The organism is Dysosmobacter sp. Phy (genome assembly GCF_054476235.1).
In genome coordinates this window covers 2,756,371-2,779,083 of record NZ_CM136997.1, presented here as the reverse complement: position 1 = coordinate 2,779,083, position 22,713 = coordinate 2,756,371, and the positions used below count along the sequence as shown (strand labels likewise).

The 22,713-nt window shown below is 65.8% G+C and carries 25 protein-coding genes; 19 read left to right on the top strand and 6 right to left on the bottom strand.

What is annotated here, in order from left to right; genetic code table 11:
• The first annotated feature begins 2 nt into the window (after window positions 1-2).
• A complete protein-coding gene (locus ACVDHE_RS13835; protein ID WP_458884877.1) occupies window positions 3-665 on the top strand; it encodes a nucleotidyltransferase domain-containing protein in 663 nt (220 codons plus the stop codon).
• A 429-nt stretch (window positions 666-1,094) separates the two neighbouring features.
• On the opposite strand, the gene ACVDHE_RS13830 is transcribed toward ACVDHE_RS13835, so the two are convergent.
• Genes ACVDHE_RS13830 through ACVDHE_RS13815 form a run of 4 tightly spaced genes read right to left on the bottom strand, consistent with a single transcriptional unit; the run spans window position 1,095 to window position 3,801 of the window.
• Window positions 1,095-1,865: an HpcH/HpaI aldolase family protein gene (locus ACVDHE_RS13830; protein WP_458884876.1), complete on the bottom strand. Its 771-nt coding sequence runs from the start codon at window positions 1,863-1,865 to the stop codon at window positions 1,095-1,097.
• A gap of 35 nt (window positions 1,866-1,900) precedes the next feature.
• Window positions 1,901-2,515, bottom strand: a complete 615-nt coding sequence (locus tag ACVDHE_RS13825) for a pentapeptide repeat-containing protein (protein WP_458884875.1) — start codon at window positions 2,513-2,515, stop codon at window positions 1,901-1,903.
• Window positions 2,512-3,177: an HAD family hydrolase gene (locus tag ACVDHE_RS13820; protein WP_325224359.1), complete on the bottom strand. Its 666-nt coding sequence runs from the start codon at window positions 3,175-3,177 to the stop codon at window positions 2,512-2,514. The genes ACVDHE_RS13825 and ACVDHE_RS13820 overlap by 4 nt, the downstream gene beginning before the upstream one ends.
• Before the next feature lie 3 nt (window positions 3,178-3,180).
• On the bottom strand, window positions 3,181-3,801 hold the full coding sequence (locus ACVDHE_RS13815; protein ID WP_325224357.1) for a DNA-3-methyladenine glycosylase: 621 nt from the start codon (window positions 3,799-3,801) through the stop codon (window positions 3,181-3,183).
• A gap of 112 nt (window positions 3,802-3,913) precedes the next feature.
• Here ACVDHE_RS13815 and ACVDHE_RS13810 point away from each other — a divergent pair, with 112 nt between their 5' ends.
• From ACVDHE_RS13810 to ACVDHE_RS13800, 3 genes are read left to right on the top strand one after another with little or no spacing between them, the layout of a single operon-like run.
• Window positions 3,914-4,825: a DMT family transporter gene (locus ACVDHE_RS13810; RefSeq protein WP_458884874.1), complete on the top strand. Its 912-nt coding sequence runs from the start codon at window positions 3,914-3,916 to the stop codon at window positions 4,823-4,825.
• Window positions 4,826-4,867: 42 nt separating this feature from the next.
• The gene (locus ACVDHE_RS13805; RefSeq protein WP_458884873.1) at window positions 4,868-5,611 is read left to right on the top strand and encodes a WecB/TagA/CpsF family glycosyltransferase; all 744 of its coding nucleotides are present in this window, start codon (window positions 4,868-4,870) and stop codon (window positions 5,609-5,611) included.
• Window positions 5,608-6,273 (top strand): dTMP kinase, encoded by a 666-nt coding sequence (locus ACVDHE_RS13800; protein WP_213038572.1) that lies wholly within the window; start codon window positions 5,608-5,610, stop codon window positions 6,271-6,273. The genes ACVDHE_RS13805 and ACVDHE_RS13800 overlap by 4 nt, the downstream gene beginning before the upstream one ends.
• Window positions 6,274-6,337: 64 nt before the next feature.
• On the opposite strand, the gene ACVDHE_RS13795 is transcribed toward ACVDHE_RS13800, so the two are convergent.
• Window positions 6,338-6,514: a hypothetical protein gene (locus ACVDHE_RS13795; protein WP_213039950.1), complete on the bottom strand. Its 177-nt coding sequence runs from the start codon at window positions 6,512-6,514 to the stop codon at window positions 6,338-6,340.
• Between the two features lie 117 nt (window positions 6,515-6,631).
• On the opposite strand from ACVDHE_RS13795, the gene mltG reads away from it, so the two are divergent.
• From mltG to ACVDHE_RS13770, 5 genes are all read left to right on the top strand, one after another.
• Window positions 6,632-7,777, top strand: coding sequence for an endolytic transglycosylase MltG (gene mltG / locus ACVDHE_RS13790; RefSeq protein ID WP_213038571.1), 1,146 nt, complete (start codon window positions 6,632-6,634; stop codon window positions 7,775-7,777).
• Window positions 7,767-8,996, top strand: coding sequence for a peptidase U32 family protein (locus ACVDHE_RS13785; RefSeq protein WP_213038570.1), 1,230 nt, complete (start codon window positions 7,767-7,769; stop codon window positions 8,994-8,996). The genes mltG and ACVDHE_RS13785 overlap by 11 nt, the downstream gene beginning before the upstream one ends.
• Window positions 8,997-9,029: 33 nt before the next feature.
• Window positions 9,030-10,427 carry an NAD(P)/FAD-dependent oxidoreductase gene (locus tag ACVDHE_RS13780; protein ID WP_213038569.1) on the top strand — a complete coding sequence of 466 codons (1,398 nt, stop codon included), beginning with the start codon at window positions 9,030-9,032 and terminating at the stop codon, window positions 10,425-10,427.
• A 165-nt stretch (window positions 10,428-10,592) separates the two neighbouring features.
• Window positions 10,593-11,063 (top strand): RNA polymerase sigma factor, encoded by a 471-nt coding sequence (locus ACVDHE_RS13775; RefSeq protein WP_213038568.1) that lies wholly within the window; start codon window positions 10,593-10,595, stop codon window positions 11,061-11,063.
• Window positions 11,038-12,129 (top strand): hypothetical protein, encoded by a 1,092-nt coding sequence (locus ACVDHE_RS13770; RefSeq protein ID WP_458884872.1) that lies wholly within the window; start codon window positions 11,038-11,040, stop codon window positions 12,127-12,129. Before ACVDHE_RS13775 ends, ACVDHE_RS13770 begins: the two co-directional genes overlap by 26 nt.
• An 86-nt stretch (window positions 12,130-12,215) precedes the next feature.
• Here ACVDHE_RS13770 and ACVDHE_RS13765 read toward each other — a convergent pair whose 3' ends face one another.
• The gene (locus ACVDHE_RS13765; RefSeq protein WP_458884871.1) at window positions 12,216-12,749 is read right to left on the bottom strand and encodes a DUF5662 family protein; all 534 of its coding nucleotides are present in this window, start codon (window positions 12,747-12,749) and stop codon (window positions 12,216-12,218) included.
• A gap of 125 nt (window positions 12,750-12,874) precedes the next feature.
• On the opposite strand from ACVDHE_RS13765, the gene ACVDHE_RS13760 reads away from it, so the two are divergent.
• The 10 genes from ACVDHE_RS13760 (at window position 12,875) to ACVDHE_RS13715 (ending at window position 22,669) form a co-directional block, all read left to right on the top strand.
• Window positions 12,875-13,318, top strand: coding sequence for a hypothetical protein (locus tag ACVDHE_RS13760; protein WP_458884870.1), 444 nt, complete (start codon window positions 12,875-12,877; stop codon window positions 13,316-13,318).
• 26 nt (window positions 13,319-13,344) lie between these two features.
• A complete protein-coding gene (locus tag ACVDHE_RS13755) occupies window positions 13,345-13,530 on the top strand; it encodes a hypothetical protein (RefSeq protein WP_213038564.1) in 186 nt (61 codons plus the stop codon).
• A 399-nt stretch (window positions 13,531-13,929) separates the two neighbouring features.
• Complete coding sequence (gene alaS, locus ACVDHE_RS13750) at window positions 13,930-16,575, top strand: alanine--tRNA ligase (protein WP_458884869.1); 2,646 nt, start codon at window positions 13,930-13,932, stop codon at window positions 16,573-16,575.
• 75 nt (window positions 16,576-16,650) lie between these two features.
• Window positions 16,651-16,785: a hypothetical protein gene (locus ACVDHE_RS13745; protein ID WP_325225314.1), complete on the top strand. Its 135-nt coding sequence runs from the start codon at window positions 16,651-16,653 to the stop codon at window positions 16,783-16,785.
• A gap of 41 nt (window positions 16,786-16,826) precedes the next feature.
• The gene (locus ACVDHE_RS13740) at window positions 16,827-17,000 is read left to right on the top strand and encodes a DUF4250 domain-containing protein (protein WP_213038560.1); all 174 of its coding nucleotides are present in this window, start codon (window positions 16,827-16,829) and stop codon (window positions 16,998-17,000) included.
• A 26-nt stretch (window positions 17,001-17,026) separates the two neighbouring features.
• Window positions 17,027-17,365, top strand: a complete 339-nt coding sequence (locus ACVDHE_RS13735; protein WP_213038558.1) for a histidine triad nucleotide-binding protein — start codon at window positions 17,027-17,029, stop codon at window positions 17,363-17,365.
• Window positions 17,366-18,518: 1,153 nt separating this feature from the next.
• Window positions 18,519-18,746: a helix-turn-helix domain-containing protein gene (locus ACVDHE_RS13730; RefSeq protein ID WP_213038556.1), complete on the top strand. Its 228-nt coding sequence runs from the start codon at window positions 18,519-18,521 to the stop codon at window positions 18,744-18,746.
• A complete protein-coding gene (locus ACVDHE_RS13725; RefSeq protein ID WP_458884868.1) occupies window positions 18,743-21,016 on the top strand; it encodes a DNA internalization-related competence protein ComEC/Rec2 in 2,274 nt (757 codons plus the stop codon). Before ACVDHE_RS13730 ends, ACVDHE_RS13725 begins: the two co-directional genes overlap by 4 nt.
• Window positions 21,006-22,061, top strand: coding sequence for a DNA polymerase III subunit delta (holA, locus tag ACVDHE_RS13720; protein WP_458884867.1), 1,056 nt, complete (start codon window positions 21,006-21,008; stop codon window positions 22,059-22,061). The genes ACVDHE_RS13725 and holA overlap by 11 nt, the downstream gene beginning before the upstream one ends.
• Window positions 22,058-22,669: a toprim domain-containing protein gene (locus ACVDHE_RS13715; protein WP_458884866.1), complete on the top strand. Its 612-nt coding sequence runs from the start codon at window positions 22,058-22,060 to the stop codon at window positions 22,667-22,669. The genes holA and ACVDHE_RS13715 overlap by 4 nt, the downstream gene beginning before the upstream one ends.
• The last annotated feature ends 44 nt before the right edge of the window (window positions 22,670-22,713 follow it).

Sequence of the window (22,713 nt, the reverse complement as noted above, 5' to 3'; positions counted from 1 at the left end):
CCATGGATATGACGAAGTGGATGGCGGCGTATGAGGCCGCCATGCTGGTGGCATTCGGGGACCGGGTGCGGTACATCGGCCTCCAGGGCAGCCGCGGCAGGGAAGAGGCCTGGCCGGACAGTGACATCGACGTCGTGCTGATTTTGGACGAACTGACCCCGGCGGACCTGGAGACGTACCGCGCCGCCGCGGCGGCTCTGCCGGAGCGGGACAAACTCTGCGGCTTCATGTCCGGAGCGGCGGAGCTGGCCGCCTGGGACCGGGGGGAGCTGTTCCAGTTCCGCCGCGACACCACAGATCACTATGGCCGTCTCTCCGATCTGCTGCCGCCGGAGGAGCCCGGCGACGCCCGCCGGGCGCTTCATACCGCCGCCTGCGGCATCTATCACCTCTGCTGCCACAACGGCCTCCACGGCCGGGATCTGGCCGCGGCGGAGGGGGCCTGCAAGGGGGCGGTGTTCGCCCTCCAGGCTAGGGCGTATCTGGAGACGGGGACCTTTTACCGCCGCCACCGGGACCTGGGGAAGGCCCTGACCGGGGCGGACCTGGCGGTGTTCCGGGCGGCGGAGGCCGTCCGGCAGGGGGAGCATCCCCTGAACCTGGACGCCCTGACGGCCCTGCTGCTGGAGTGGAGCGGCGATCTGATCCGCCGGCGGGAGGACTGAACGGCGCCCCGTCTCCGCCAGCAGCAGCGGACAGAGAAGCGGGCAGGTTCGATATCCACCCCGCCCAATCTGCCGAGCCCGCTTTTCGGAGACGCAGTTCTCCGGCCGCCGGGGCCCGGCGCGGGGTCGACGGGCCATTGATGCCCGCCGGACCGGTTTGCGTGATCTCCGTACTTACGAACAGGAGGACCGGAAGGTCCTCCTGCTCGTTTCAGAGTTTTTTTCTTCCGCCGGGTGCGGTGCATTCTCTTTTGTCAGGTCAAAAGAGAATGGGATACATCCCCCGCGGGGACCTAGCCTCCCGGCAGATGGGAGCGGCCCGCAAAAACTCCCACTCCCGGCCCGCCAAGAAAAGAGGTCCTGCATCCTGGGCGCAGAAAAGAGAGCAGACACCATCAGGTGTCTGCTCTCTTTCGCCTCCGGCAGATCTCAGCCCCGGACTGCCTCCGCCATGGCCCGGTAGCTCTGGATCAATGCCAGCACGTCCAGCCCCAGGGCGGCGCTGTCAAAGCCCGCGGCCAGCCGCTTCCTGGCGGTTTCCACGTCGCCGCAGAAGATCATGGCCAGCTTCCCGGCGGCCTTGCAGGCGGCCACCACCCTCGCCAGCGCCTCCCGCATTTGGGGCGCATCCAGTTCCATAGGGCAGCCCAGGGCGATGGACAGGTCCAGGGGACCCACGAAAATGCCGTCCACGCCCTCCATGGCGGCGATGGTCTCGATGTTCGCCAGGCACCCGGCGGTCTCGCACTGGGGGATCAGCAGGGTCTCACGGTTGCTGCGGTCCATGTAGACCGCGGCCCCGGCCAGGGAGGCCTCGTCACAGCCCCACAGGCCGTCCCGGGTGGGGCAGAAGCCCCGGCCTCCCACAGGGGGGAATTTGGCGAAGCGGACCAGCCGCTCCACCTCCTCCACGGTTTCCACCGCCGGGACGATGAGCCCCTTGGCCCCCAGGTCCAGGGGGTGCAGCACTGCCTCCCGGGTGACGGAGTGGATGCGGACCAGGGCGTCCAGCCCCGCGGCGCCAGCGGCAGTGATGCACTCCGCCATGGTCTCCGGGTTCAGAACGCAGTGCTCCGTATCCAGAATCACGAAGTCCAGCCCGGCAGTGCCCAGGGCCTCCACGGCCACGGAGCTGCGCAGGTGGGTGAAGGTGCCGACAGAGGGCTGTCTCACCCGGTATTTTTCCAAAACGCGGTTCATGCAGATCGCTTCCTTTCTCATGATGTCAGGTTCGGCTACGGTTTTACTTCGATGCCCAGGATCCGGGCCACCACCGCCGCCTGGGAGGCATGGATGGCGGCGCCCTTGAGCTCGGCGCAGGTCTCTGACAGCACGATGCCTTCCAGTGTGCAGGTGGTCAGGTCCACGCCGGCAAGAACAGTGCGGAACAGCTCCGCCCGGGTCAGGTCGGTCTGCTCCAGCGTCACCTTGGAAAGACGCAGCTCCGACAGGATGGCCTCTGTGAAGTTACATTCCTTCACAGCTAACCGGTCCCAGCGGCCGCCTGTAAACGGAACGGACCGGAACAGGCACTGCTCCAGGACTGTGTCCTTGAGACGGCTGCGGCGGAAATCCGCCCCGTCGGCCTTGCAGCCGCTCAGGCGGCAATCCCGCCAGAAGGAGCCCGGCAGGCGGCAGCCGGAGAAGTCACAGTTCTCCAGGCGGCAGCCGAAAAAGGCGGCGCCGGAAAAGTCACAGCGGATGAAGCGGCACTTGCGCAGCGCCGCGTCGTGGAATTCCAGGTCGGAAAGGTCCAGCCCCTCCGCCGTCTCCTGGGTGAGCGTCAGCCCGGCGGGGAGACGGCTTTCCTCCTCCCGGGTCCGGGCCAGCAATTCTGTAAAGTCGCTCATGACCGCCGCCTCCGTTGTTCCTCCCGCTGCTCCGGCATCCACAAAAGCTCCTGGAAGCTCTTGATATACACGTCGCAAAAGCCCCGCATGGCTTCCTCGTCCCGGGCGAAGAAGGGATCGTACACGCCCACCACCCGCATCTTCGCCGCCCGGGCGCCCCGGCAGGCGGAGAGGCTGTCGTCAAACACGGTGCACGCCTCCGGCTCCACGCCGGCGGCTTTGGCCGCCGCCAGCCAGATGGCGGGTTCCTTTTTCTCCAGGCCCAGGTCGTGGGCGAAGGTGACGCGGTCGAAGTACTTCATCAGGTCCAGCCGCTCCAGGGCGGTGCGGCAGTGCTCCGGCACGCTGGAGGTCACCACCGCCATGGACCGGCCCTCCGCCCGGCACTGCTTCAGGTACGCCCGGACGCCGGGCTTCACCGCCACATGGGCGTAGGCGTCCTTGGCCAGGTCCATCCACTCGGCGATGATGTCCTCGCAGGACTCGCTGAGATGGCAGTACTCCCTGGTGAATTTGGCTGCCAGGGGCAGGATCGTGTGGGCCACGCCCTCGTAGTAGGCGTGGGTGTAGGGAAGGCCCCGGCGGGCCAGGAAGGTCCGGTCCACATCCTTCCACACGCCGTTGGAGTCGATCAGCGTCCCGTCCATATCAAATAGCAGCAAGGCTCACTCCTCCTTTTCCAGCCAGAAGCGCCAGGGGAAGTCCCGGGCCTCCTCCGCGTAGTCCACCCCGATCCGGGGCCCGCAGCGCATCCGCTCCCTGACCGGCGCCGGAGCAGGGAGGCCCAGGTCCTCCGGGCCGTCGCAGACGAACAGTTCATCGTCCGTCACCAGGTCCAGGCCGTTCTGCGCTCGGGTAAGGGACAGCCCTTTGCAGAGTTTGCCGGGACCATTGAGAAAATTCTTCCTCCGATAGGCGGTCAGGGGCTTGTCCCCGAAGCGCAGACGCCGGATGGTCTCTACTCCCGCCAGGGGCTCCCCGGCGCGGATCAGCACCGCGGCGGGCTCGCCCTCCGGCTCCGTGACGAAGTTCAGGCAGTGGTACATCCCGTAGATGAAGTAGATATAGGCGGTGCCTGCCTGGCGGAAGAGGGTGTCGGTCCGGGCAGTACGGCGGTAGCCAAAGGCGTGGCAGGCCTTGTCGCAGCGGCCGATGTAGCCCTCCGTCTCCGTGATCCGCACCGCCAGCAGCTCCCCGTCCAGCCGGCGGACCAGACACTTTCCCAGCAGCGCCTGCGCCGCGGAGAGGGTGTCCTGGAGATAGAATTCCCTGCAAAGCCTTGCCATTTTCTCACCTCGGTGTTAAAATACGACCCGTCGTGCCCGTTCGTCCCCGCAGGGGACGGAAGGGCGGAACGATGCTTTATTTTACCATGGAACGAGTATGGGAGCAAGAGCGATGAAAAGCAATCAAATCCGTCAGAATGTCTTTCCGGTGCTGGCCGCTTTGATCTGGGGCACGGCCTTTGTGGCCCAGAGCGTCAGTGCGGACTATGTGGAGCCCTTCACCTTCAACGCCGTCCGGGCGGCCGTGGCCTTTGTATTTTTGCTGATTCTCAGCGTGGTGTTCCGACGCCTGCGGCGGCGGGACTTCGCCGGCAGCGCCGCGCCCCGGCCCCACGCCCGGCGGGATCTGGTGCTGGGAAGCCTGTGCTGCGGCGCGGCGCTGACCCTGGCGACCAATCTCCAGCAGAAGGGGCTGGAGACCACCACCTCCGGCAAGGCCGGGTTCATCACGGCGCTGTACATCGTCATCGTACCGGTGGCGGGGCTGCTGTTCCGCCGCCGTGTGCCCCGGGCCGTGTGGCTGGGCGTGGTGCTGGCAGTGGCGGGGCTGTACTGTCTGTGCATCAACGAGGGCTTCACGGTCAGCAGCGGCGACATCTATATCCTGCTGTGCGCCGTGTGCTTCTCCGCCCACATTCTGGTCATCGACCACTTCACCCAGAAGGTGGACGGCGTGGACATGTCCTGCGGGCAGTTCCTGGTGGTGACGGTGCTGTCGGTCATCGGGATGCTGGCCACGGAGCACCCCAGCCTGTCCGCCATCCTCCGCTGTGCGGGTCCCATTTTGTATGTGGGCGTGTTTTCCAGCGGCGTGGCCTATACTCTTCAGATCCTGGCGCAGAAGGACTCCAACCCCACGGTGGTGTCGCTGCTTTTAAGCCTGGAGTCCGTGTTCGCCACGGTGGCCGGAGCGCTGATCCTGGGAGACCGGATGAGCGGAAAGGAGTACTTCGGCTGCGTGCTGATGCTGGCGGCGGTGGTGCTGGCCCAGCTGCCGGAGCGGAAGAAACCGGCGGCGATTTGACATTGGACAAAGGTTTTTCATTGTGTTATACTATAAAACTGTATGAGTATGCTGCGAGGTGATTCCATGCGGATCGACGTTCTGGGCGTGGGCTTTGACAATGTGACCATGGCGGAGGCCGTGGATCGGGCCTGCGCCATGCTGGACCAGCCGGGGCCCCACTATGTGGTGACGCCCAACCCGGAGATCGTGGAGGTCTGCCGGGCCGACGGGGCGGCCGCGGCCGCCGTCAACGGCGCGGATCTGGTGCTGGCGGACGGCATCGGCGTCATCAAGGGAGCCGCCATGCTGGGTACGCCCTTGAAAGAAAGAACGCCCGGGATTGAATTTGCCGGGCATTTGATGGGGAAACTGGCAGAGAGGGGCAAGTCCCTGTACCTGCTGGGAGCCAAGCCTGGCGTGGCGGAGCTGGCGGCAAAGCGGCTGACGGCGCAGTATCCGGGATTGACCATCGCCGGTACCCGCGACGGCTACTTCAAGGAGGACGGCCCGGTGGCGGAGGAGATCCGCCGCAGCGGGGCCGACTGCGTGTTTGTCTGCCTGGGCGCGCCCAAGCAGGAGAAGTGGATGGCTGCCAACGGTGAGGCCACCGGGGCGGCGCTGCTGTGCGGCCTGGGCGGCAGCTTGGACGTGTTCGCCGGTGTAGTGGCCCGGGCCCCCAAGTTCTGGTCCGACCACGGGCTGGAGTGGTTCTACCGCCTGTGCAAGGAGCCCCGGCGGATTGGCCGGATGATGAAGCTGCCGCTGTTTCTGGTCCATGTGCGGCAGGAGAGGAGACGCAAATGAGGGGCAAGCTGATCGTGCTGGAGGGGACCGACGGCTCCGGCAAGGCCACACAGGCCTGTCTGCTGGCGCAGCATCTGGCGCGGGAGGGCCGCGCCTTCCGGGAGATCGACTTTCCCCGGTACGGCAATCCCTTCGCCGAGCCGGCCAAGCTGTACCTGGACGGCGCCCTGGGCGCCCACGCCGGGGACGTGAACGCCTACGCCGCGTCGGTGCTGTTCGCCGTGGACCGCTTCGCCTCCTACAAGGAGGACTGGGGCGGCGCCTACGAGGCCGGGGAGCTGATCCTGGCCAACCGCTACACCACCTCCAACGCCGTCCATCAGGCCTCCAAGCTGCCGGCGGGGGAGCGGGAGGCATATCTGCGCTGGCTGTTCGACCTGGAGTATCACCGCATGGGCCTTCCGGCGCCGGATCTGGTGATCTACCTGGATCTGCCCACGGAGCTGTCCGAGGCCATGCTCCGCAAGCGCCAGCAGGCCACCGGCACCCATGCCGACATCCATGAGCAGGATGAGGACTACCTCCGCGCCTGCCGGGACAATGCCCGTTCCATCGCCCGACAGCTGGGCTGGACCGTGGTCCGCTGCGACCGGGATGGCACCGTCCGCCCGCCGGAGGACATCCACCGGGAGATCTGGGACCTGGTGGGAATGCTTCCGTGAGGCCTGTCCCAATACGGGACAGGGAAGAGCGGGGCGTTTCCGCCCCGTTTCCGCCCCGCCCGGCTTAGCAGCAGGTGTTGCAGCCGTCATTGCAGCCGCACCCGCAGTTTCCGCCGCAGCTGCTGCCGCCCATGGAGCCGCCGCAGCAGCAGCAAACCACGATGAGGATGAGGATGATCCACAGGCAGGAGTTGTTGTTTCCGTTGTTGAAGCACATGTCTGTCACCTCGCTTTGAGACATTCTATGCGCCGTTGGCTCCGGGAGAGCCTGGCCATTGAAAAATTTCCCCCGCTGGGGAAAAACACAGGGATTTCTGGCCGCTTCGGTCCGCCGGAGCGGGAAGAACAGGAGGTTCATATGTCTGATTTCAAAAAGGGTGATACCGCCAGCTGGGACAGCGAGCAGGTCCGCCGGAGCCAGCCGGCGCCCAAACGGACGGCTCGTCCCCGGAAACGGCGGCGCCGCCGCATCAACCCCTTCGTCTATATCCTGTTGGTCCTGCTGATCTCCGCTCTGCTGGCGGGGGTGGGCTGGCTGCTGGCCTGTGATCTGTGCGCCTTCAACCGGGGTGCCATTGAGGAGGTGACTGTGGAAGTGACCGCCGAGGACTCCATGGGCGACGTGGCGGATAAGCTCCAGGAGGCCGGGCTGATCAAGTACAAGTGGTTTTTCCGCATTTTTGCCGCCTTCTCCGGCGCCGATGAAAAAATCGGCATCGGCACCTATACGCTCAACACCGACATGGACTACCGGGCGCTGATCGTGGGGATGCACAGCTCCTCCGGCAACCTCAACGCCGAGACCGTCACCGTTACCATCCCCGAGGGCTACACGGTCCGCCAGACCATCGCGCTGCTGGCGGAGAAGGGTGTCAACACCGAGGAGGCCCTGACCGAGGCCGCCCAGACCGCCACCTTCGACTACGATTTCATCGACAACAACAGCGAGGACCTCTCCAGGCTGGAGGGCTACCTCTTCCCGGACACCTATGAGTTCTATGTGGGGCACAACGCCAAGGACGCCCTGAACAAGCTGATCTCCAACTTTGTCAGCCGTCTGGGCAGCGACGGCATGGAGCAGGTGGAGGCCTCCAAGTATTCCCTGGAGGAGATCATCACCATCGCCTCGTTGATCGAGGAGGAGACCGACGGCTCCGACCAGGCCAACATCGCTTCGGTCATCTACAACCGTCTGAACAACACCTCCTATGAGACCGCTGGCCTGCTGCAGATCGACGCGTCGCTGCTCTACGCCCTGCCGGATCACGAGGGGGCCATCACCAACGAGGACAAGGCCGTGGACTCCCCCTACAACCTCTACAAGAACAAGGGCCTGCCGCCCACGCCCATCTCCAACCCGGGCCTGGCTTCCATCCAGGCTGCCCTGGACCCGGCTGAGACCAATTACTACTACTACGCCCTGGGCACCGACGGCAAGCACCACTTCTCCACCACGCTGGCAGAGCACAACGCCTTCCTTGCCAGCGGCCAGTATGCCGGGTAAGCGGCGCCCGCCGGAGCTGCTGGCTCCGGCGGGCGATATGGAGCGGCTGGAGATGGCCGTCCGCTACGGCGCCGACGCGGTGTATCTGGCCGGGCAGAGCTACGGTATGCGGGCCTTCGCCGGGAACTTCACCGACGAGGAGCTCCGCACCGCCGTCGCCCTGGCCCACAGCCACGGCGTGAAGGTCCACTGCACCATCAACACCATGCCCCGCTGCGACGAGGTGGAGGGCCTTCCGGCCCACCTGGAGCTGCTCAACGACGCCGGGGTGGACGCGGTGATCGTGGCGGACCTGGGCGCCTTCACCCTGGCGGGGAAGTACGCCCCCCGCTGTGCCCGGCACATCTCCACCCAGGCCAGCATCTGCAACCCCGTCACCGCCCGGGCCTGGTACGACCTGGGCGCCTCCCGGGTGATCCTGGCCCGGGAACTGAGCCTGGAGGAGATCCGCACCATCCGGGACAGGACGCCGGAAGAACTGGAGATCGAGGCCTTCGTCCACGGCGCCATGTGCGTCAGCTACTCCGGCCGGTGCCTGCTCTCCAACTACATGACCGGCCGGGACTCCAGCCGCGGCGCCTGCGCCCAGCCCTGCCGCTACCACTACGCCCTGATGGAGGAAAAGCGCCCCGGCGAGTACTTCCCCATCGAGGAGGACGGCCAGGGCAGCTACATCTTAAACTCCCGGGACATGTGCATGATCGACCACCTGGACGATCTCATGGACGCGGGGCTCACCAGCCTGAAGATCGAGGGCCGGGCCAAGTCCGCCTACTACGCCGCCATCGTGACCGGCGCCTACCGCCACTGCCTGGATGCCGCGGCAGCGGGGGAGCCCCTGGACGGCGTCTGGCGGGACGAGGTGGAGCATGTGAGCCATCGGCCCTACTCCACCGGCTTCTACTACGGCCCGCCGGGCCAGTACTACGACACCTCCCGGTATATCAGGCAGTGGCAGGTGATCGCCCTGGTCACGGACTGCGACGGCGAGGGCAACGCCACACTGTCCCTGCGCAACAAGTTCCGCGCGGGAGACACGGTGGAGGTGGTGGGACCAGACACGCGGCCCTTTGCCCTGACGGTGCCGGAGATGACTGACGCCGACGGCGCCCCCCTGACCGAGCCCCGGACCCCGGGCTCCGTCTTTCATATGAAACTGCCCCGGCCGGTGCCGGCCTGGTCGCTGCTGCGGCGCCAGGCGGACCTGTCGGCGAAATAAAGAGGAAAACGAGAGAAAAAGGAGAACGTCCCTATGAACGCAGATGTTGTCATCGTCGGCGCCGGCCCCGCCGGTATCTTCACCGCCCTGGAGATGATCAAGAAAGGCAGCCGCCAGAAGATCGTTATGGTGGAGAAGGGACAGCCGGTGGAAAAGCGCCACTGTCCCAAGGATAAGACCCGCAAATGCATGAACTGCAAGCCCTACTGCCACATCACCACCGGCTTTTCCGGCGCCGGCGCCTTCTCCGACGGCAAGCTGTCCCTGAGCTACGAGGTGGGCGGCGACCTGCCTACCCTGATCGGCGAGGACCTGGCCCAGGAGACCATCCATTACGCCGACCAGATCTACCTGGAGTTCGGCGCGGACACCCACATCGAGGGTCTGGAGCATGAGGCCGAGCGCAAGGAGATCCGCAAGCGGGCCATCCAGGCGGGCCTCAAGCTGGTGGACTGTCCCATCCGCCACATGGGCACTGAGAAGGCCCAGGCCATCTACCTGGGCATCGAGCGGTTCCTCCAGGAAAACGGCGTGGAGATGTACTTCGGCTATGAGTGCAGCAACATCATTCTGGAAAATGACGTCTGCAAGGGCGTGGCCATCTCCAACGGCAAAACCGACCTGGAGATCTACGCCAAGCACACCGTGGTGGCCACCGGCCGCCGGGGCGCCGACTGGCTGGAAAAGCTCTGCGCCGAGCACGGCATCGCCCACGCCCCCGGCACCGTGGACATCGGCGTGCGTGTGGAGGTGCGCAACGAGGTCATGGAGCTGGTGAACCGGGTGCTGTATGAGTCCAAGCTGGTAGGCTATCCCAAGCCCTTCAAGAACAAGGTCCGCACCTTCTGCCAGAATCCCGGCGGCTTCGTCAGCCAGGAGAACTACGACAACGACCTGGCGGTGGTCAACGGCCACTCCTACAAGGACCTCAAGAGCGACAACACCAACCTCTCCATCCTCTGCTCCCACAACTTCTCCGTGCCCTTTAACCAGCCCATCGCCTACGCCCAGAAGGTAGGCGAGCTGACCAACATGCTGGCCAACGGCCAGATCCTGGTCCAGCGTTTCGGCGACATTCTGGACGGCAAGCGCACCTGGCAGAAGGAGCTGGCCCAGTCCAATATCCGGCCCACCCTGCCGGATGCCGTGGCCGGCGACATCACCGCCGCCATGCCCTACCGGGCCATGATGAACATTATCAACTTCATCCAGGCCATGGACTACGTGGTGCCTGGCTTCGCCTCCACAGAGACGCTGCTGTACTCTCCCGAGCTGAAGTTCTACTCCAACCGGGTGAAGATGGACACCGACTTCAACACCAGCCTCCAGGGTCTCCACTGCCTGGGCGACAGCTCCGGCTGGACCCGAGGGCTGATGATGGCCTCCGTCATGGGCACTCTCATGGGCCGCAAGATCGCCCAGGAGGGCTGATCTCCCAAGCCACGCCAAAGCCGCCGGGAAATATTCCCGGCGGCTTTTTTTCATCCTGCCGCCAGATTGGCCGGGGCTTTGTCGTTTTATCAGTGAACGGCGCCGCGAGAGGAGTGGATACCAACGGAAGTCATCACATACACAAGAGAACAGGCGGAGGCGGCGGTGGACCGCTGGTCGGACACGGTGCTGCGCTTGGCGTACACCTGGACCGGCAGCATCCACGACGCCCAGGATATCTGCCAGACGGTGCTTTTGAAGCTGCTGACCAGCCCCCGCCGCTTTGATGAGGAGCGGCTGGAGCGGGCCTGGGTGCTGCGGGTGGCGGTCAACTGCTGCAAGGACTGGCGCAAGTCCGCCTGGCAGCGCCGCCGGGCGCCCATGGAGGCCGCGGCAGACGCCGCCGTCTACTTGCCGGAGCCGGGGGAGAGCCCGGTGCTGGAGGCGGTGCAGGCCCTGCCGGAGAAGTACCGCCGGGCCGTCTACCTGCGCTATTACGAGGAATATACCGTGGAGGAGATCGCGGCGCTGATGGGGTGTGCCCCCAGACAGGTCAGCACCTACCTCTACCGGGGCAAGGCCAAGCTGAAAACGATGCTGGGAGGCAGTTATGGAACAGAATGTCTATCGGAGTGAACTGGACCGCCTGCGCTTTACGGAGCAGGGCAGAGCGGAACTGACCGACGCCCTCATGGCGGAGCAGGCGGCTCCCCGCCGTTCTCCCTGGGTGAAGCGGGGCATGGCGGCGGTGCTGGCCGCAGTGCTGTTGGTGGGTACTGCGGCGGCGGTGACGTTTCCTCTGTGGGAGGCGTATTTCGGCCCTATGGACCAGGGACAGCAGGCGGTGGTGGAGGCCCTCAGCGGGACGCTGCCCGCCGCCGTCACCAGCAACGGCGCCACCATGACGCCTCTGGCGGCCTTCGGCGGCCAGGGGGCGCTGTACCTGATGCTGGAGGTGGAGGCCCCGGAGGGGACCGTGCTGCCCGCGCTGGAGGGCGACGCGGTCTACTGGCTCTCCAGCAATGACGATCCGGAGACCCATCGGATGCGGCTGGAGACGGCGGAGGGCCGGGAGGTGGAGGACCTCTCCTACTTCATCGGCGTCACCTGCCTGGAAGACGGCGATCCCACCGACAACAAGATCGCCCTGGTGGTGGACGTCACCGCCGACGGGGACCTGGCGGGACTGACGCTCCGCATCCCGGGCCTTTGGAAGTGGGAGATCGGAGATAAGAGCATCTTCGCCCCCATCTTCACCGGTGACTTCGCCTTCCCCATCTCGGAGGATATGGGAGAGGAGAGCGTGGTGACGCTGGGTGTGGCCGGCGTCACCGCCCAGACCTCCTGGGGCCCCATCACCATGGAGACGCTGGAGATCTCGCCTCTGGGGGCCCGGTGGACCTACCGCATCGACGAGGCCACCGCTCAAGCCGCCCAGGAGGCGGAGCAGGCGGCCATGGGGGAGCCTCCGGCTGTGACGGCGGTGGACGAGGACGGCGCCGCCACGGCGGCGCGGCTGACGATCACGCCCAGCGCGCCGCTGTCGCTGGTGCTGAAGGACGGCACGGAGATATCGGTGGCCGGCGGCTTCCTGGGGGAGGAGGGGGGCCTGCAGGTGTGCTCCGGCAGCTTCCCGGCTCCCATGGACCTGTCTGTGGCGGACCATCTGCTGTGGGGCGAGACCAGGATCCCGCTGAACTGAACGCTTGTGGCAGGAACCGCCCCAAAAGAGAAAAGCAGGAGGACCCTGAGGTCCTCCTGCTTTTCTTATCCGGTACCGCAAGGGCCTTACGGCCTGCCCAACACCTCTTTTCGGATGTAATCGAAGGCGGCGTCCTCGCCCTCGTCACGGAGCTTCACCAGCATGGTTTCCAGCAGCGCCGCCGTCTCCGGGGCGATGAGGATGCGCTTTTGCATGGACCGCTGGAAGAACTTATAGGGGTCGCCTGGGTCAAAGTCCTTGCCCCGGTACACCCGGCTGGCCGCCAGCCGGTCGCAGAACATCTCCGCCACGTACCGCTTCGGCATCTCCACGCCGGTGATGCCCTCGCCCTTGAGGCTGTAATCGGTCCAGTACTCGAAGTGGTGGCGGTTGCGGCCCTTGTGGTGGAGCCAGGCGGCGCTGTATCCGAAAGCCCGGCGCTGGGCGTCGTTGGGGCTGTGGTCCCCCTGGAAGTACTTCACTCCGGCCCAGAACTCCATCGGGGAGTATTTGGACAGGTCGTGGGTCAGCCCCTGCCAGTAAAGCCCCAGGCGGAAGCAGTACTTCCGCACCAGCGCGCGGTGGCGGTGGACCGTCCGCAGATGGCCCCAGAAGTTCATGGCCCTCACCTCCGATGGGATCTCTCAATGTAACAGTATAGCACACCGCAGCGAAAATGACGAGCAAAATTTTACGCATGGAACGGCCTTCGGACGCAGACACTAGGCCGGAGAGGTGTGTTATCATGGAGGGGATCATTTGGCACTGTCCCGCGCTTTGGCGGCCGCTGCTGCCGCCCCGGGCCCTGGCGGCGGAGTCGGCCCGGGACCTGACGCTGCGCCGCTGGAGCGTGCTTGCCCTGACGGAGCGGGGCTGCGGAGACCTGGAGCGGGCGGACTGCGGTGTGCTGCTGGTGCCGGGGGACCGGGCGGAGGCGGTGCTGGCCCGCGTCCGGGCGGAGACGGTGGTGACCTGCGGCCTGTCCCAGCGGGACAGCTTGACGCTGTCCAGCCTCAGCGAGCCGGTGGTCTGCCTTCAGCGAGCCCTGCTGCGGCCCGACGGCGGCACCGTGGAGCCCCAGGAGTTTCCGCTGCCGCCGGACCTGCCCGCCCCGGCGGAGGCGCTGCTGCCCCTTTTTGGACTGCGGCTGTTGCAGATGTCACTGACAGAGCCGCCTTTTTCATGGTAAAATGATCCAAAAGGAGGGCGTATGGTATGGCATGGTATCAGTGGCTGATCCTGGCGATCGTGCTGGGCGGGACCTTCTGGGTATGGCGGACGCTGATGGGCAGCGGCGTGATGCACTGCGTGGGCTGCGGCCAGTGCGCCGTTACGGGCCGGTGCGTCCTGCGCCGGAGAAACGGCGGGAAACCGGGGGAAACGGACCGGAAACCGTCTTGACAAACGGAGAAAAAAGGATATAATAAGTGCGTTCACCTGATAAATGCCAGGACGAAGCCAGCCGCAGGAGACCGGCGTCAGCGAGAGGGGAGACGGTGCAAGCCCCTTGCCAAGGCCTTGCGGCAGCCACTTCGGAGCGGCCCGCGACGAGCGGGACGGCTCATCCCCGTTACCGGATGGCTAAGACGCCCCCGTCAGGGGGATAATTAGGGTGGTACCGTGGAAGCCTTGCGCCTCCGCCCCTAAACCGGGGCGGGGGCTTTTTGCTGTGCGGCGCACAGCAAAAAGCCTTGACTTTGATCGTGCAGGGAACCCCTCCTGGGTTCCCCGCACACACCCTTCCTTCCCGTCGCGGAAGAATTCCCGAATGCGATCTCATCATTTTTAGGAGGAAACGATATGTCACATCCCTACCACGGGCTGAACGAACTGCGGGAGATGTTCCTCAGCTACTTTGAGAGCAAGGGCCACCTGCGTCTGCCCAGCTTTTCCCTGATCCCCCCGGCCAACGACAAGTCCCTGCTGCTGATCAACTCCGGCATGGCCCCCATGAAAACCTGGTTCACCGGGGAGGAGGAGCCCCCCCGCCACCGGGTGTGCACCTGCCAGAAGTGCATCCGCACCGGCGACATCGAGAATATCGGCAAGACCGACCGCCACGGCACCTACTTTGAGATGCTGGGAAACTTCTCCTTCGGCGACTACTTCAAGAAGGAGGCCATCCCCTTCTGCTGGGAGTTTTTGACCAAGGTGGTGGGCCTGGAGGAGGACCGCCTGTATCCCTCTATCTATCTGGATGACGACGAGGCCTTCGAGATCTGGAACAAGGACATCGGCATCCCCGCCGAGCGGATCTTCCGCTTCGGCAAGGAGGACAACTTCTGGGAGCACGGCTCCGGCCCCTGCGGCCCCTGCTCCGAGGTGTACTATGACCGCGGCCCCGAGCACGGCTGCGGCAAGCCCGGCTGCACCGTGGGCTGCGACTGCGACCGGTATATCGAGGTGTGGAACAACGTCTTTTCCCAGTTCGACAACGACGGCCAGGGCAACTACTCCGAGCTCAAGCAGAAGAACATCGACACCGGCATGGGCCTGGAGCGCCTGGCCTGCGTGTGCCAGAACGTGAACTCCCTGTTCGATGTGGACACCGTCATGAACATCACCAACAAAGTCAGCGAGATCACCGGCGCCCACTATGGTGAGTCCCACGCCAAGGACGTCTCCCTCCGGGTCATCACCGACCACATCCGCTCGGCCGTGTTCATGATCTGCGACGGCGTCCTGCCCTCCAACGAGGGCCGGGGCTACGTGCTGCGCCGCCTGCTGCGCCGGGCTGCCCGCCACGGCAAGCTCCTGGGCATCAACCACGCCTTCCTCTACGAGGTGGTGGACACCGTCATCCATGAGAACGAGTGCGCCTATCCCGACCTGCGGGAGAAGCAGGCTTATATCACCAAGGTCATCCGCACCGAGGAGGAGAACTTTGCCCGCACCATCGACGGCGGCATGAAGATCTACGACGAGATGCTCGCCGCCCACAAGGCGGCGGGGGAGACCGTGTTCTCCGGCGCCGACGCCTTCAAGCTCTACGATACCTACGGCTTCCCCGTGGACCTGACCGTGGAGATGGCCCAGGAGGCCGGCATGAGCGTGGACCGCGACGGCTTCGACAAAATGATGGAGGAGCAGCGCGTCCGCGCCCGGAAGGCCCGGGAGGCCCTGGGCGACCTGGGCTGGGCCGGCATCGAGTTCGGCAAGGAGATGCCCGCCACCACCTTCCTGGGCTACGATCACGACGAGGCCCAGGGCAAGGTCCTGGCCATCGTGGCCGAGGGCGAGCTGCGGGACGAGGTGGCCGCCGGTGCCGAGGCCACGCTGGTCCTGGACCAGACCCCCTTCTACGCCGAAATGGGCGGCCAGGTGGCCGACCACGGCGTGATCCGCTGCGACGGCGGCGTGCTGGAGGTGAAGGACGTCCAGAAGAACAAGGGCGGCAAGTTCCTCCACAGCGGTCTTGTGACCGAGGGTGTGCTGAAGGTGGGCGACACCGTCACCGCCACCATCGACACCGAGCGCCGCAAGGCCATCCGCCGGGCCCACAGCGCCACCCACCTGCTGGACGCCGTGCTGAAGAAGGTCCTGGGCGACCACGTGCACCAGGCGGGCTCCCTGGTGGAGCCGGACCGTCTGCGCTTTGACTTCACCCACTTCGAGGCCATCACCCCCGAGCAGCTGACGGAGATCGACCGCCTGGTCAACGATGCCATCCTGGAGGGCTACTCCGTGGTCACCGAGGAGCTGCCCATCGACGAGGCCAAGGCCAAGGGCGCCGTGGCCGTGTTCGGCGAGAAGTACGGCGAGACCGTCCGCGTGGTGGAGATGGGCGACTTCTCCATGGAGCTGTGCGGCGGCACCCACCTGGACAACACCGCCAAGGCCGGCACCTTCCGCGTCAAGTCCGAGGGTTCCATCGCCTCCGGCGTCCGCCGGATCGAGGCCACCGTGGGCAAGCTGAGCCTGGAGGTCATGAACCACAACCAGGAGCTGCTGTTCCGGGCGGCCCAGGTGTTCAAGACCAGCCCCGGCGAGCTGGCCGCCAAGGCCGAGCAGCAGGCCGCGGAGCTGAAGTCCACCCGTCAGGCCCTGGAGAAGTTCAAGGCCGAGGCGTCTCTGGGCGAGGCCCGTCAGTTCCTGACCGCCGCCAAGGACGTGGGCGGCCTCAAAGTCCTGACCGTCCACCGGGACGGCATGGACGCGGGTGCCCTGCGCCAGATGGGCGACTTCCTGCGGGACAAGGAGGCCGGCGTGGTGGCCGTGCTGTCCTCCGTCAACGGCGGCAAGATCACCTTCCTGGCCGTCTGCGGCAAGGAGGCCGTGGCCCGGGGCGTCAAGGCCGGCGACCTGGTCAAGACCGTCTGCGCCGTCTGCGGCGGCAAGGGAGGCGGCAAGCCCGACAGCGCCATGGGCGGCGGATCTGACCTCCTCAAGCTGGACGACGCGCTGGCAGTCGTGGACGACTTTGTGGCGGAGAAGCTGGGCATCTGAGCGACGCAGGATTCCAGGCTGTATCGCGGCGTCCAGCTTGCGGGGCCCCCGCCGGAGCCCAGCGAAGCGGGTCCGGTGGGGAGAGGAGGAGCAAGGGAGCGGGCACAGGTCTCGCCGCAGGCGGGACCGGAGCAGAGCGGACTTTGCTCCGACGAGGACGACGCGCTGGCTGCTGTGGACGATTTCGTGGCGGAGAAGCTGGGCATCTGAAAGCCTGAACAGGAAAAATCCTTTACAGAAAGAGAACGGCTATGTTACCCAATGACCCCTGTATTCTTCTGAGTTATGTAAACACAAAACTCCGGGACCAGTACCCCAGCCTGGCGGCCCTGTGCGCCGATCTGGACGCCGACGAGGCGGATCTGTGCCGGGCCCTGGCGGGACTGGACTACCGGTACGATCCGGTGTATAATCAGTTCATCTGAACGTCCCAACGAAGGAGGTTTGTACAATGTCCGATTGCTTATTCTGCAAGATCATTGCCGGGGAGATCCCCAGCAGCAAGGTCTACGAGGACGAGGTCTGCTTCGCCTTTAACGACATCGCCCCCCAGGCGCCCACCCATTTCCTGGTGATCCCCAAGGCCCACATCGGCTCCGTGTCTGAGGTAACGGCGGACAACAGCGCCGTGGTGGCCCACATCTTCGAGGTCATCGCCAAGCTGGCCAAGGAGCAGGGGATGGAGAGCTACCGGGTGGTCTCCAACATCGGTGAGCAGGCCGGGCAGAGCGTGTTCCACCTGCATTTCCACGTGCTCAGCGGTCGGGATATGACCTGGCCTCCGGGCTGACCGGCTGCGCTTTGGCCGGAGGGGCTCCGGGGGGCGCAGGCTTCCTGCGGGGAATCCGCCCCCATTTTCTTTTCGAGGCATCGAAAAGAAAACGGCCGCGGGCGGTCAAAAGAAAAGATGCTGTAACGAAAGGGCGGCCCATCCGGGCCGCCCTTTCGTGAGTGCGGGAGTCGTGCGAATCGGTCCGGCGGGTGTCGATGGCCCCGTCGACCTTGCGCTATCCCTCGGTGGACGAAGAGCCTGGTCTCCGCATAACGCCCCTGGGAGGGCAACGGGGCGGGAAACGAATGGACCAGCGCCGCTTTCCGCTGCCGCTCACCTGGCATTTGATGAGAGGCGGGCAGTACGCTGCGGTGGGATGTATGGGGCCCGCCCTGCCGGTGCCGGGGATGCGCAGTTGGCTGCCCAGTTTGCCGTAGGGGCGGATTTCCATATCCGCCTGCCGCTCAGGCTTTTTACCGGCACCGGGCCAGCGGCAGCGCAGTTCCAGGCATGGAGCCGCTTCCGGTGCTCTCCGTGAGCACTCAGGCAGCGGCAGCGGAAAGAGACGCAGGCCAAATCGACAAGCACCCGCGTCCTACCGCCGCAGGGTCCATACGGCAGCAGAAGCCTTCAACCGTCAGGGAAAGACGCAAGGCCGGCGGGACCGCCGGGCCAGCGCGTAGCAAAGCGGAACGCGCGGAAAGAGGGGCAGAGGCAAGTGCGATTTTCCACCCCGTCCCTCTGCCGCAGTCGTTATGCGGGGACCAGGCTTTTCGATTGCCAGAGTAAGGCGCAGGGGCGACGGGGCCATCAACGCCCGCCGCACCGCTTCGCACGACCCCCGTATTCCGGCAAAACGCCCCAGCCGGGGTATTTTGCCGCCCCGGCGGTTTTCTTTTGACTGGCGCAGCGTGAAGAAAACTTGCCGGGGGCAAGTTTTTAGCGCAGCCCCGGCCGAACTTATTTCGGCCGGGGGGAACCACGCTGGTGCTGTAAATGGGGGCGGGTCCCCCGCGGGGATCCCGCGGCCTCCCGCCCGGCGTGAGGACCACGCATGAAAATACATGGCATTTATCACTCCCATATGCTATGATGTATAATGTGAATCCGTATGGATGAAAATGCAGCAGAAGAATGTTGCCGTTTGGTAGCATTTTTCTGAGGTGATACCATGCATTTTCAGCGACTGGAGGATTTGCGCGTCGATCACGACAAGACGCAGATCGAGATTGCGGAATACCTGAATATGGGCCGCAATGTATACTGGCGCTATGAAAAGGGGATCCGGGAGATCCCCACCTGGGCAGTAATCAAGCTGGCCGACTTCTACAACGTCAGCACCGACTATCTCCTGGGCCGCACCGACGACCCCACGCCGCCCATTAAAAACCATCCATGAGAAAACTGGCCCTGTTCGCCGGGGCCTTCGCCCTGGGCATCTTTCTGGCGCAGTACCTGCCGGGCACGGCGTGGCAGATCCCTGCCGCGGCGGGCTGCTTTGCTGCGGCCCTTTTGGCCCTGGCTCTGCCGTCGCCGAGCCGCAGGCGGGGCCTGATCGCCCTGTGCGCCCTGTCCATGGCCTTTGGGTGGAACTGGCTGTACATCCGGCAGGTCCAGGCGCCTCTGGAGGCCCTGGCCGGGACGGAGCAGGTGGTGACCATGACCCTCTGCGACTACGCCGTCCCCACAGACTACGGCGCCAAGGTCACGGTGCGCCTGGCAGGGTATCCCCTGGGCCGGGCCGTCTACTATGGCGACGAGACGCTGCTGGACCTCCGGCCGGGCCAGACCGTGACGGATCTGGCGGCGCTCAGCAGCGCCGCCCGGATCCGGGACGACGACATCACCACGTTTACCTCCAAGGGCGTGTTCCTGCTGGCCTACAACCGGGGCGAGCCGGAGGTGGGGGAGGGATCCATGGACTCGCCCCGGTGGTGGCCCGTCCGGGCCGGGGAGGCATTGCGGCGGCAGATCTCGGCCCTCTGGGGCCAGGGAGACACCGGCGCCTTCCTCACCGCCATCCTCACCGGGGACAAAAGCGGTCTCTCCGAGGCGGCGTCCTCGGACCTGTCGGAGGCGGGGCTGTACCACATCCTGGCAGTGTCTGGCCTTCACTGCGGCTTCCTTCTGGCCCTGGGGGAGCTGCTGGTGGGACGGCACCGGCGGCGGCTCCTGGCCGCCGTGACCCTTCCGGCGCTGGTGTTCTACGCCCTGCTGACCGGGGCCAGCCCTTCGGTGGTCCGGGCCTGCGTGATGCTGAGCCTGCTGGTGGCGGCACCGCTGTTCCGCCGGGAGGGGGATGGGATCACGTCACTGTGCGCCGCCCTGATGGGTATTTTGTTGGTGAACCCCTTTGCGGCGGCCTCCATCAGCCTCCAGTTGTCCTTTGCCGCCATGGCGGGCATCCTGGCGGTGACCGGGCGGCTGTACCGGCTGCTGCTGGGCGGAAAGAGGCGCGGCAGAGTGTTTCGCTTCACGGCGGCCAGCTTTTCGGCCTCCCTGGGCGCGCTGATGTTCACGGTGCCCCTCAGCGCCGGGTATTTCGGCTATCTGGTGCTGGTGTCGCCTTTGAGCAACCTCCTGTGCCTCTGGGCCGCCAGCCTGGTGTTCATCATGGGACTGACAGCGGCGGTGCTGGCCTTCGTCTGTCCCGCGGCCGCGGCGATTTTGGCACTGGCGCCCCGGGTGCTGGTGTGGTATATTCTCTCCGTGGCCCGCTTTCTGGCGGGGCTGCCGTACCACGCGCTGTATCTGGCGAACCCCTACCTCAAATACTGGCTGGGGTACGTGTATGTACTCTTCGGCGCCGCCTGGGCCATGCGGTCCGGGCCGAAGCGCCGGTACGCGGCAGCCGCCGCCCTGGCGGCGGTGTCCCTGGCGGCCACGGTGAAGCTGGGGGAGGCCTCCTACCACGTCAACGATCTGGAGGCACTGGTGCTGGACGTGGGGCAGGGGCAGAGCGTGCTGCTGGCCTCGGAGGGGATGTACGCCCTAGCGGACTGCGGCAGCAGCAACAGCTGGTACAGCGCCGGCGGCATCGCCGGGGACTATCTGGCCTCCATGGGCTGCCGGAAGCTGGACTATCTGCTGCTGACCCACTATGACGCCGACCACGTGAACGGCCTCGAGGAGCTGCTGTCCCGGGTGGCGGTGGACACGCTGTACCTGCCGGACACGGAGGACGACAGCGGCACCCGGACCTGGGCGGAGGCCCTGGCGGCGGAACACGGCACCGCGGTCCGCTATGTGACGGCGGCGCAGACGCTGCCCCTGGGCGCGGCGGAGCTGACGGTGTATCCGCCTGTGGGGACCGGGGAGGACGACAACGAGCGGGGCCTTTCCCTGCGGGCGGACTGCGGGGACTTTGCACTGCTGCTCACCGGTGATATGAGCGCCGCCGCGGAGCAGCGGCTGGCGGAGGCGTACGATCTCTCCGGCACCGATGTGCTGGTGGCGGGCCATCACGGGTCCAAATATTCCACCTCCGCAGAACTGCTGGAGGCGGCGCAGCCGGAGGTGGCGGTCATCAGCGTGGGCGGCAACAGCTACGGACACCCCAGCACCGAGGCCCTGCGGCGGCTGACCGCGGCGGGAGCCGCCATCTGCCGCACGGACCTGCAGGGCACGGTCCGGATATCCTGGAATCGAGGAGACGACCATGGCTTATAAAAAGAGGGAGAGCGGGTCCAGCCCGGCTTTCCAGAAACTGAAGCAGGACCTGGCGGAGGGCGACGCCGCCAGCGCCTATATTTTCTACGGGGAGGAGAGCTACCTGCGGGCGCACTATCTGCGCCGGCTGCGGGAGGTGCTGATCCCCGCCGGGGCGGAGGAGTTCAACTACCACGCCCTGGAGGGCAAGGACCTGACGGTCCAGCAGCTGAGCGAAATGGCGGAGGCCATGCCCATGATGGCCCAGCGGACCATGATCGCCGTGACGGACATGGACCTGTTCAAGCTGGGCAAGGAGCAGCGGGAGCAGCTGGAGGAATTCCTCAGCGACGTGCCGCCCTACTGCTGCGTGGTGTTCGTGTACGACACCGTGGCCTACAAGCCCGACCGGACCATGAAGCACCTGTGCAAGGCCATCGCTGACCACGTCCAGGCGGTGGAGTTCCGGGCGGCGGAGAGCGGGGACCTGCTGGCCTGGATCGCCCGGCGGTTCCGGGCCCTGGACAAGGAGATCGACCGCCAGACGGCGGAGTATCTGGTGTTCCTGTGCGGCGGGCTCATGACGGGCCTGGTGCCGGAGATCGCCAAGATCGCCGCCTACGCCAAGGGAAAGGCCGTCACTCAGGCGGACGTGGACGCGGTGGCGGACCCGGTGCTGTCGGCGGAGGTGTTCAAGCTGTCCGACGCGGTGATCGGCCGGGACTTCGACAAGGCCGCGCAGATCCTGGGGGACCTTTTGAAAATGCAGACGGAGCCCATTTTGATCCTGGCTACCCTGGGTGGGCAGCTGCGGCGGCTGTACACCGCGCGCCTTGCCATCGACGGCGGCAAGGACCGGGCGTGGCTGATGGAGCTCTGGGGCATGAAGTCCGACTACCAGGCCAAGCTCCTGCTGGGCGCCGCCCGCCGGACCACCACCGCCTGGTGCGCCGACGCAGTGAAGATGTGCCAGGTGCTGGACAAGCGCATGAAGAGCGAGAAGGGCCTGGACGGCGTGGGCGAGCTGAAGCTGCTGCTGGTGCGGCTGGGGGCGGTGCGCACATGAGGAAGATCCGGGAAGTGATCGTGGTGGAGGGCCGCTACGACAAGAACACCCTCTCCCAGGTGGTGGACGCCACGGTGGTGACCCTGGGGGGCTTCTCCGTGTTCAACGATAGGGAGAAGCTGGCCTTTCTCCGGCGGCTGGCCCTGGAGCGGGGCCTCATCGTCCTGACCGACAGCGACGGCGCCGGGTTCGTGCTGCGCAACTACCTCAAGGGCGCGCTGCCGAAGGACCGGGTGAAGCAGGCCTACATCCCCGACGTGGCCGGGAAGGAGCGCCGTAAACGCCGCCCCGGCAAGGAGGGGAAGCTGGGTGTGGAGGGCATGCGGCCCGAGGTGCTGCTGGAGGCCCTGCGCCGCTGCGGCGCCACCTTTGAGGACGAGGCGGCGGAGCAGACGCCGCCGGAGCCGCCCATCACCAAGGCGGACCTCTTCGCCCTGGGTCTCACCGGCGGCACGGACAGCGGCGAGCGGCGCCGGGCCCTGCTGCGGCGGCTGGAGCTGCCGGAGCACCTGACTGCCAACGGATTGTTGGAGGCGCTGAACCTGCTCTACGGCCGCTCCGCCTTCCTGGCGCTGATGGCCGTGAAGGACTCTGCGGACGGAATATAATTTCCGATAATCGAACAAATTCGACAAAATCCCCCAAGGTCCCG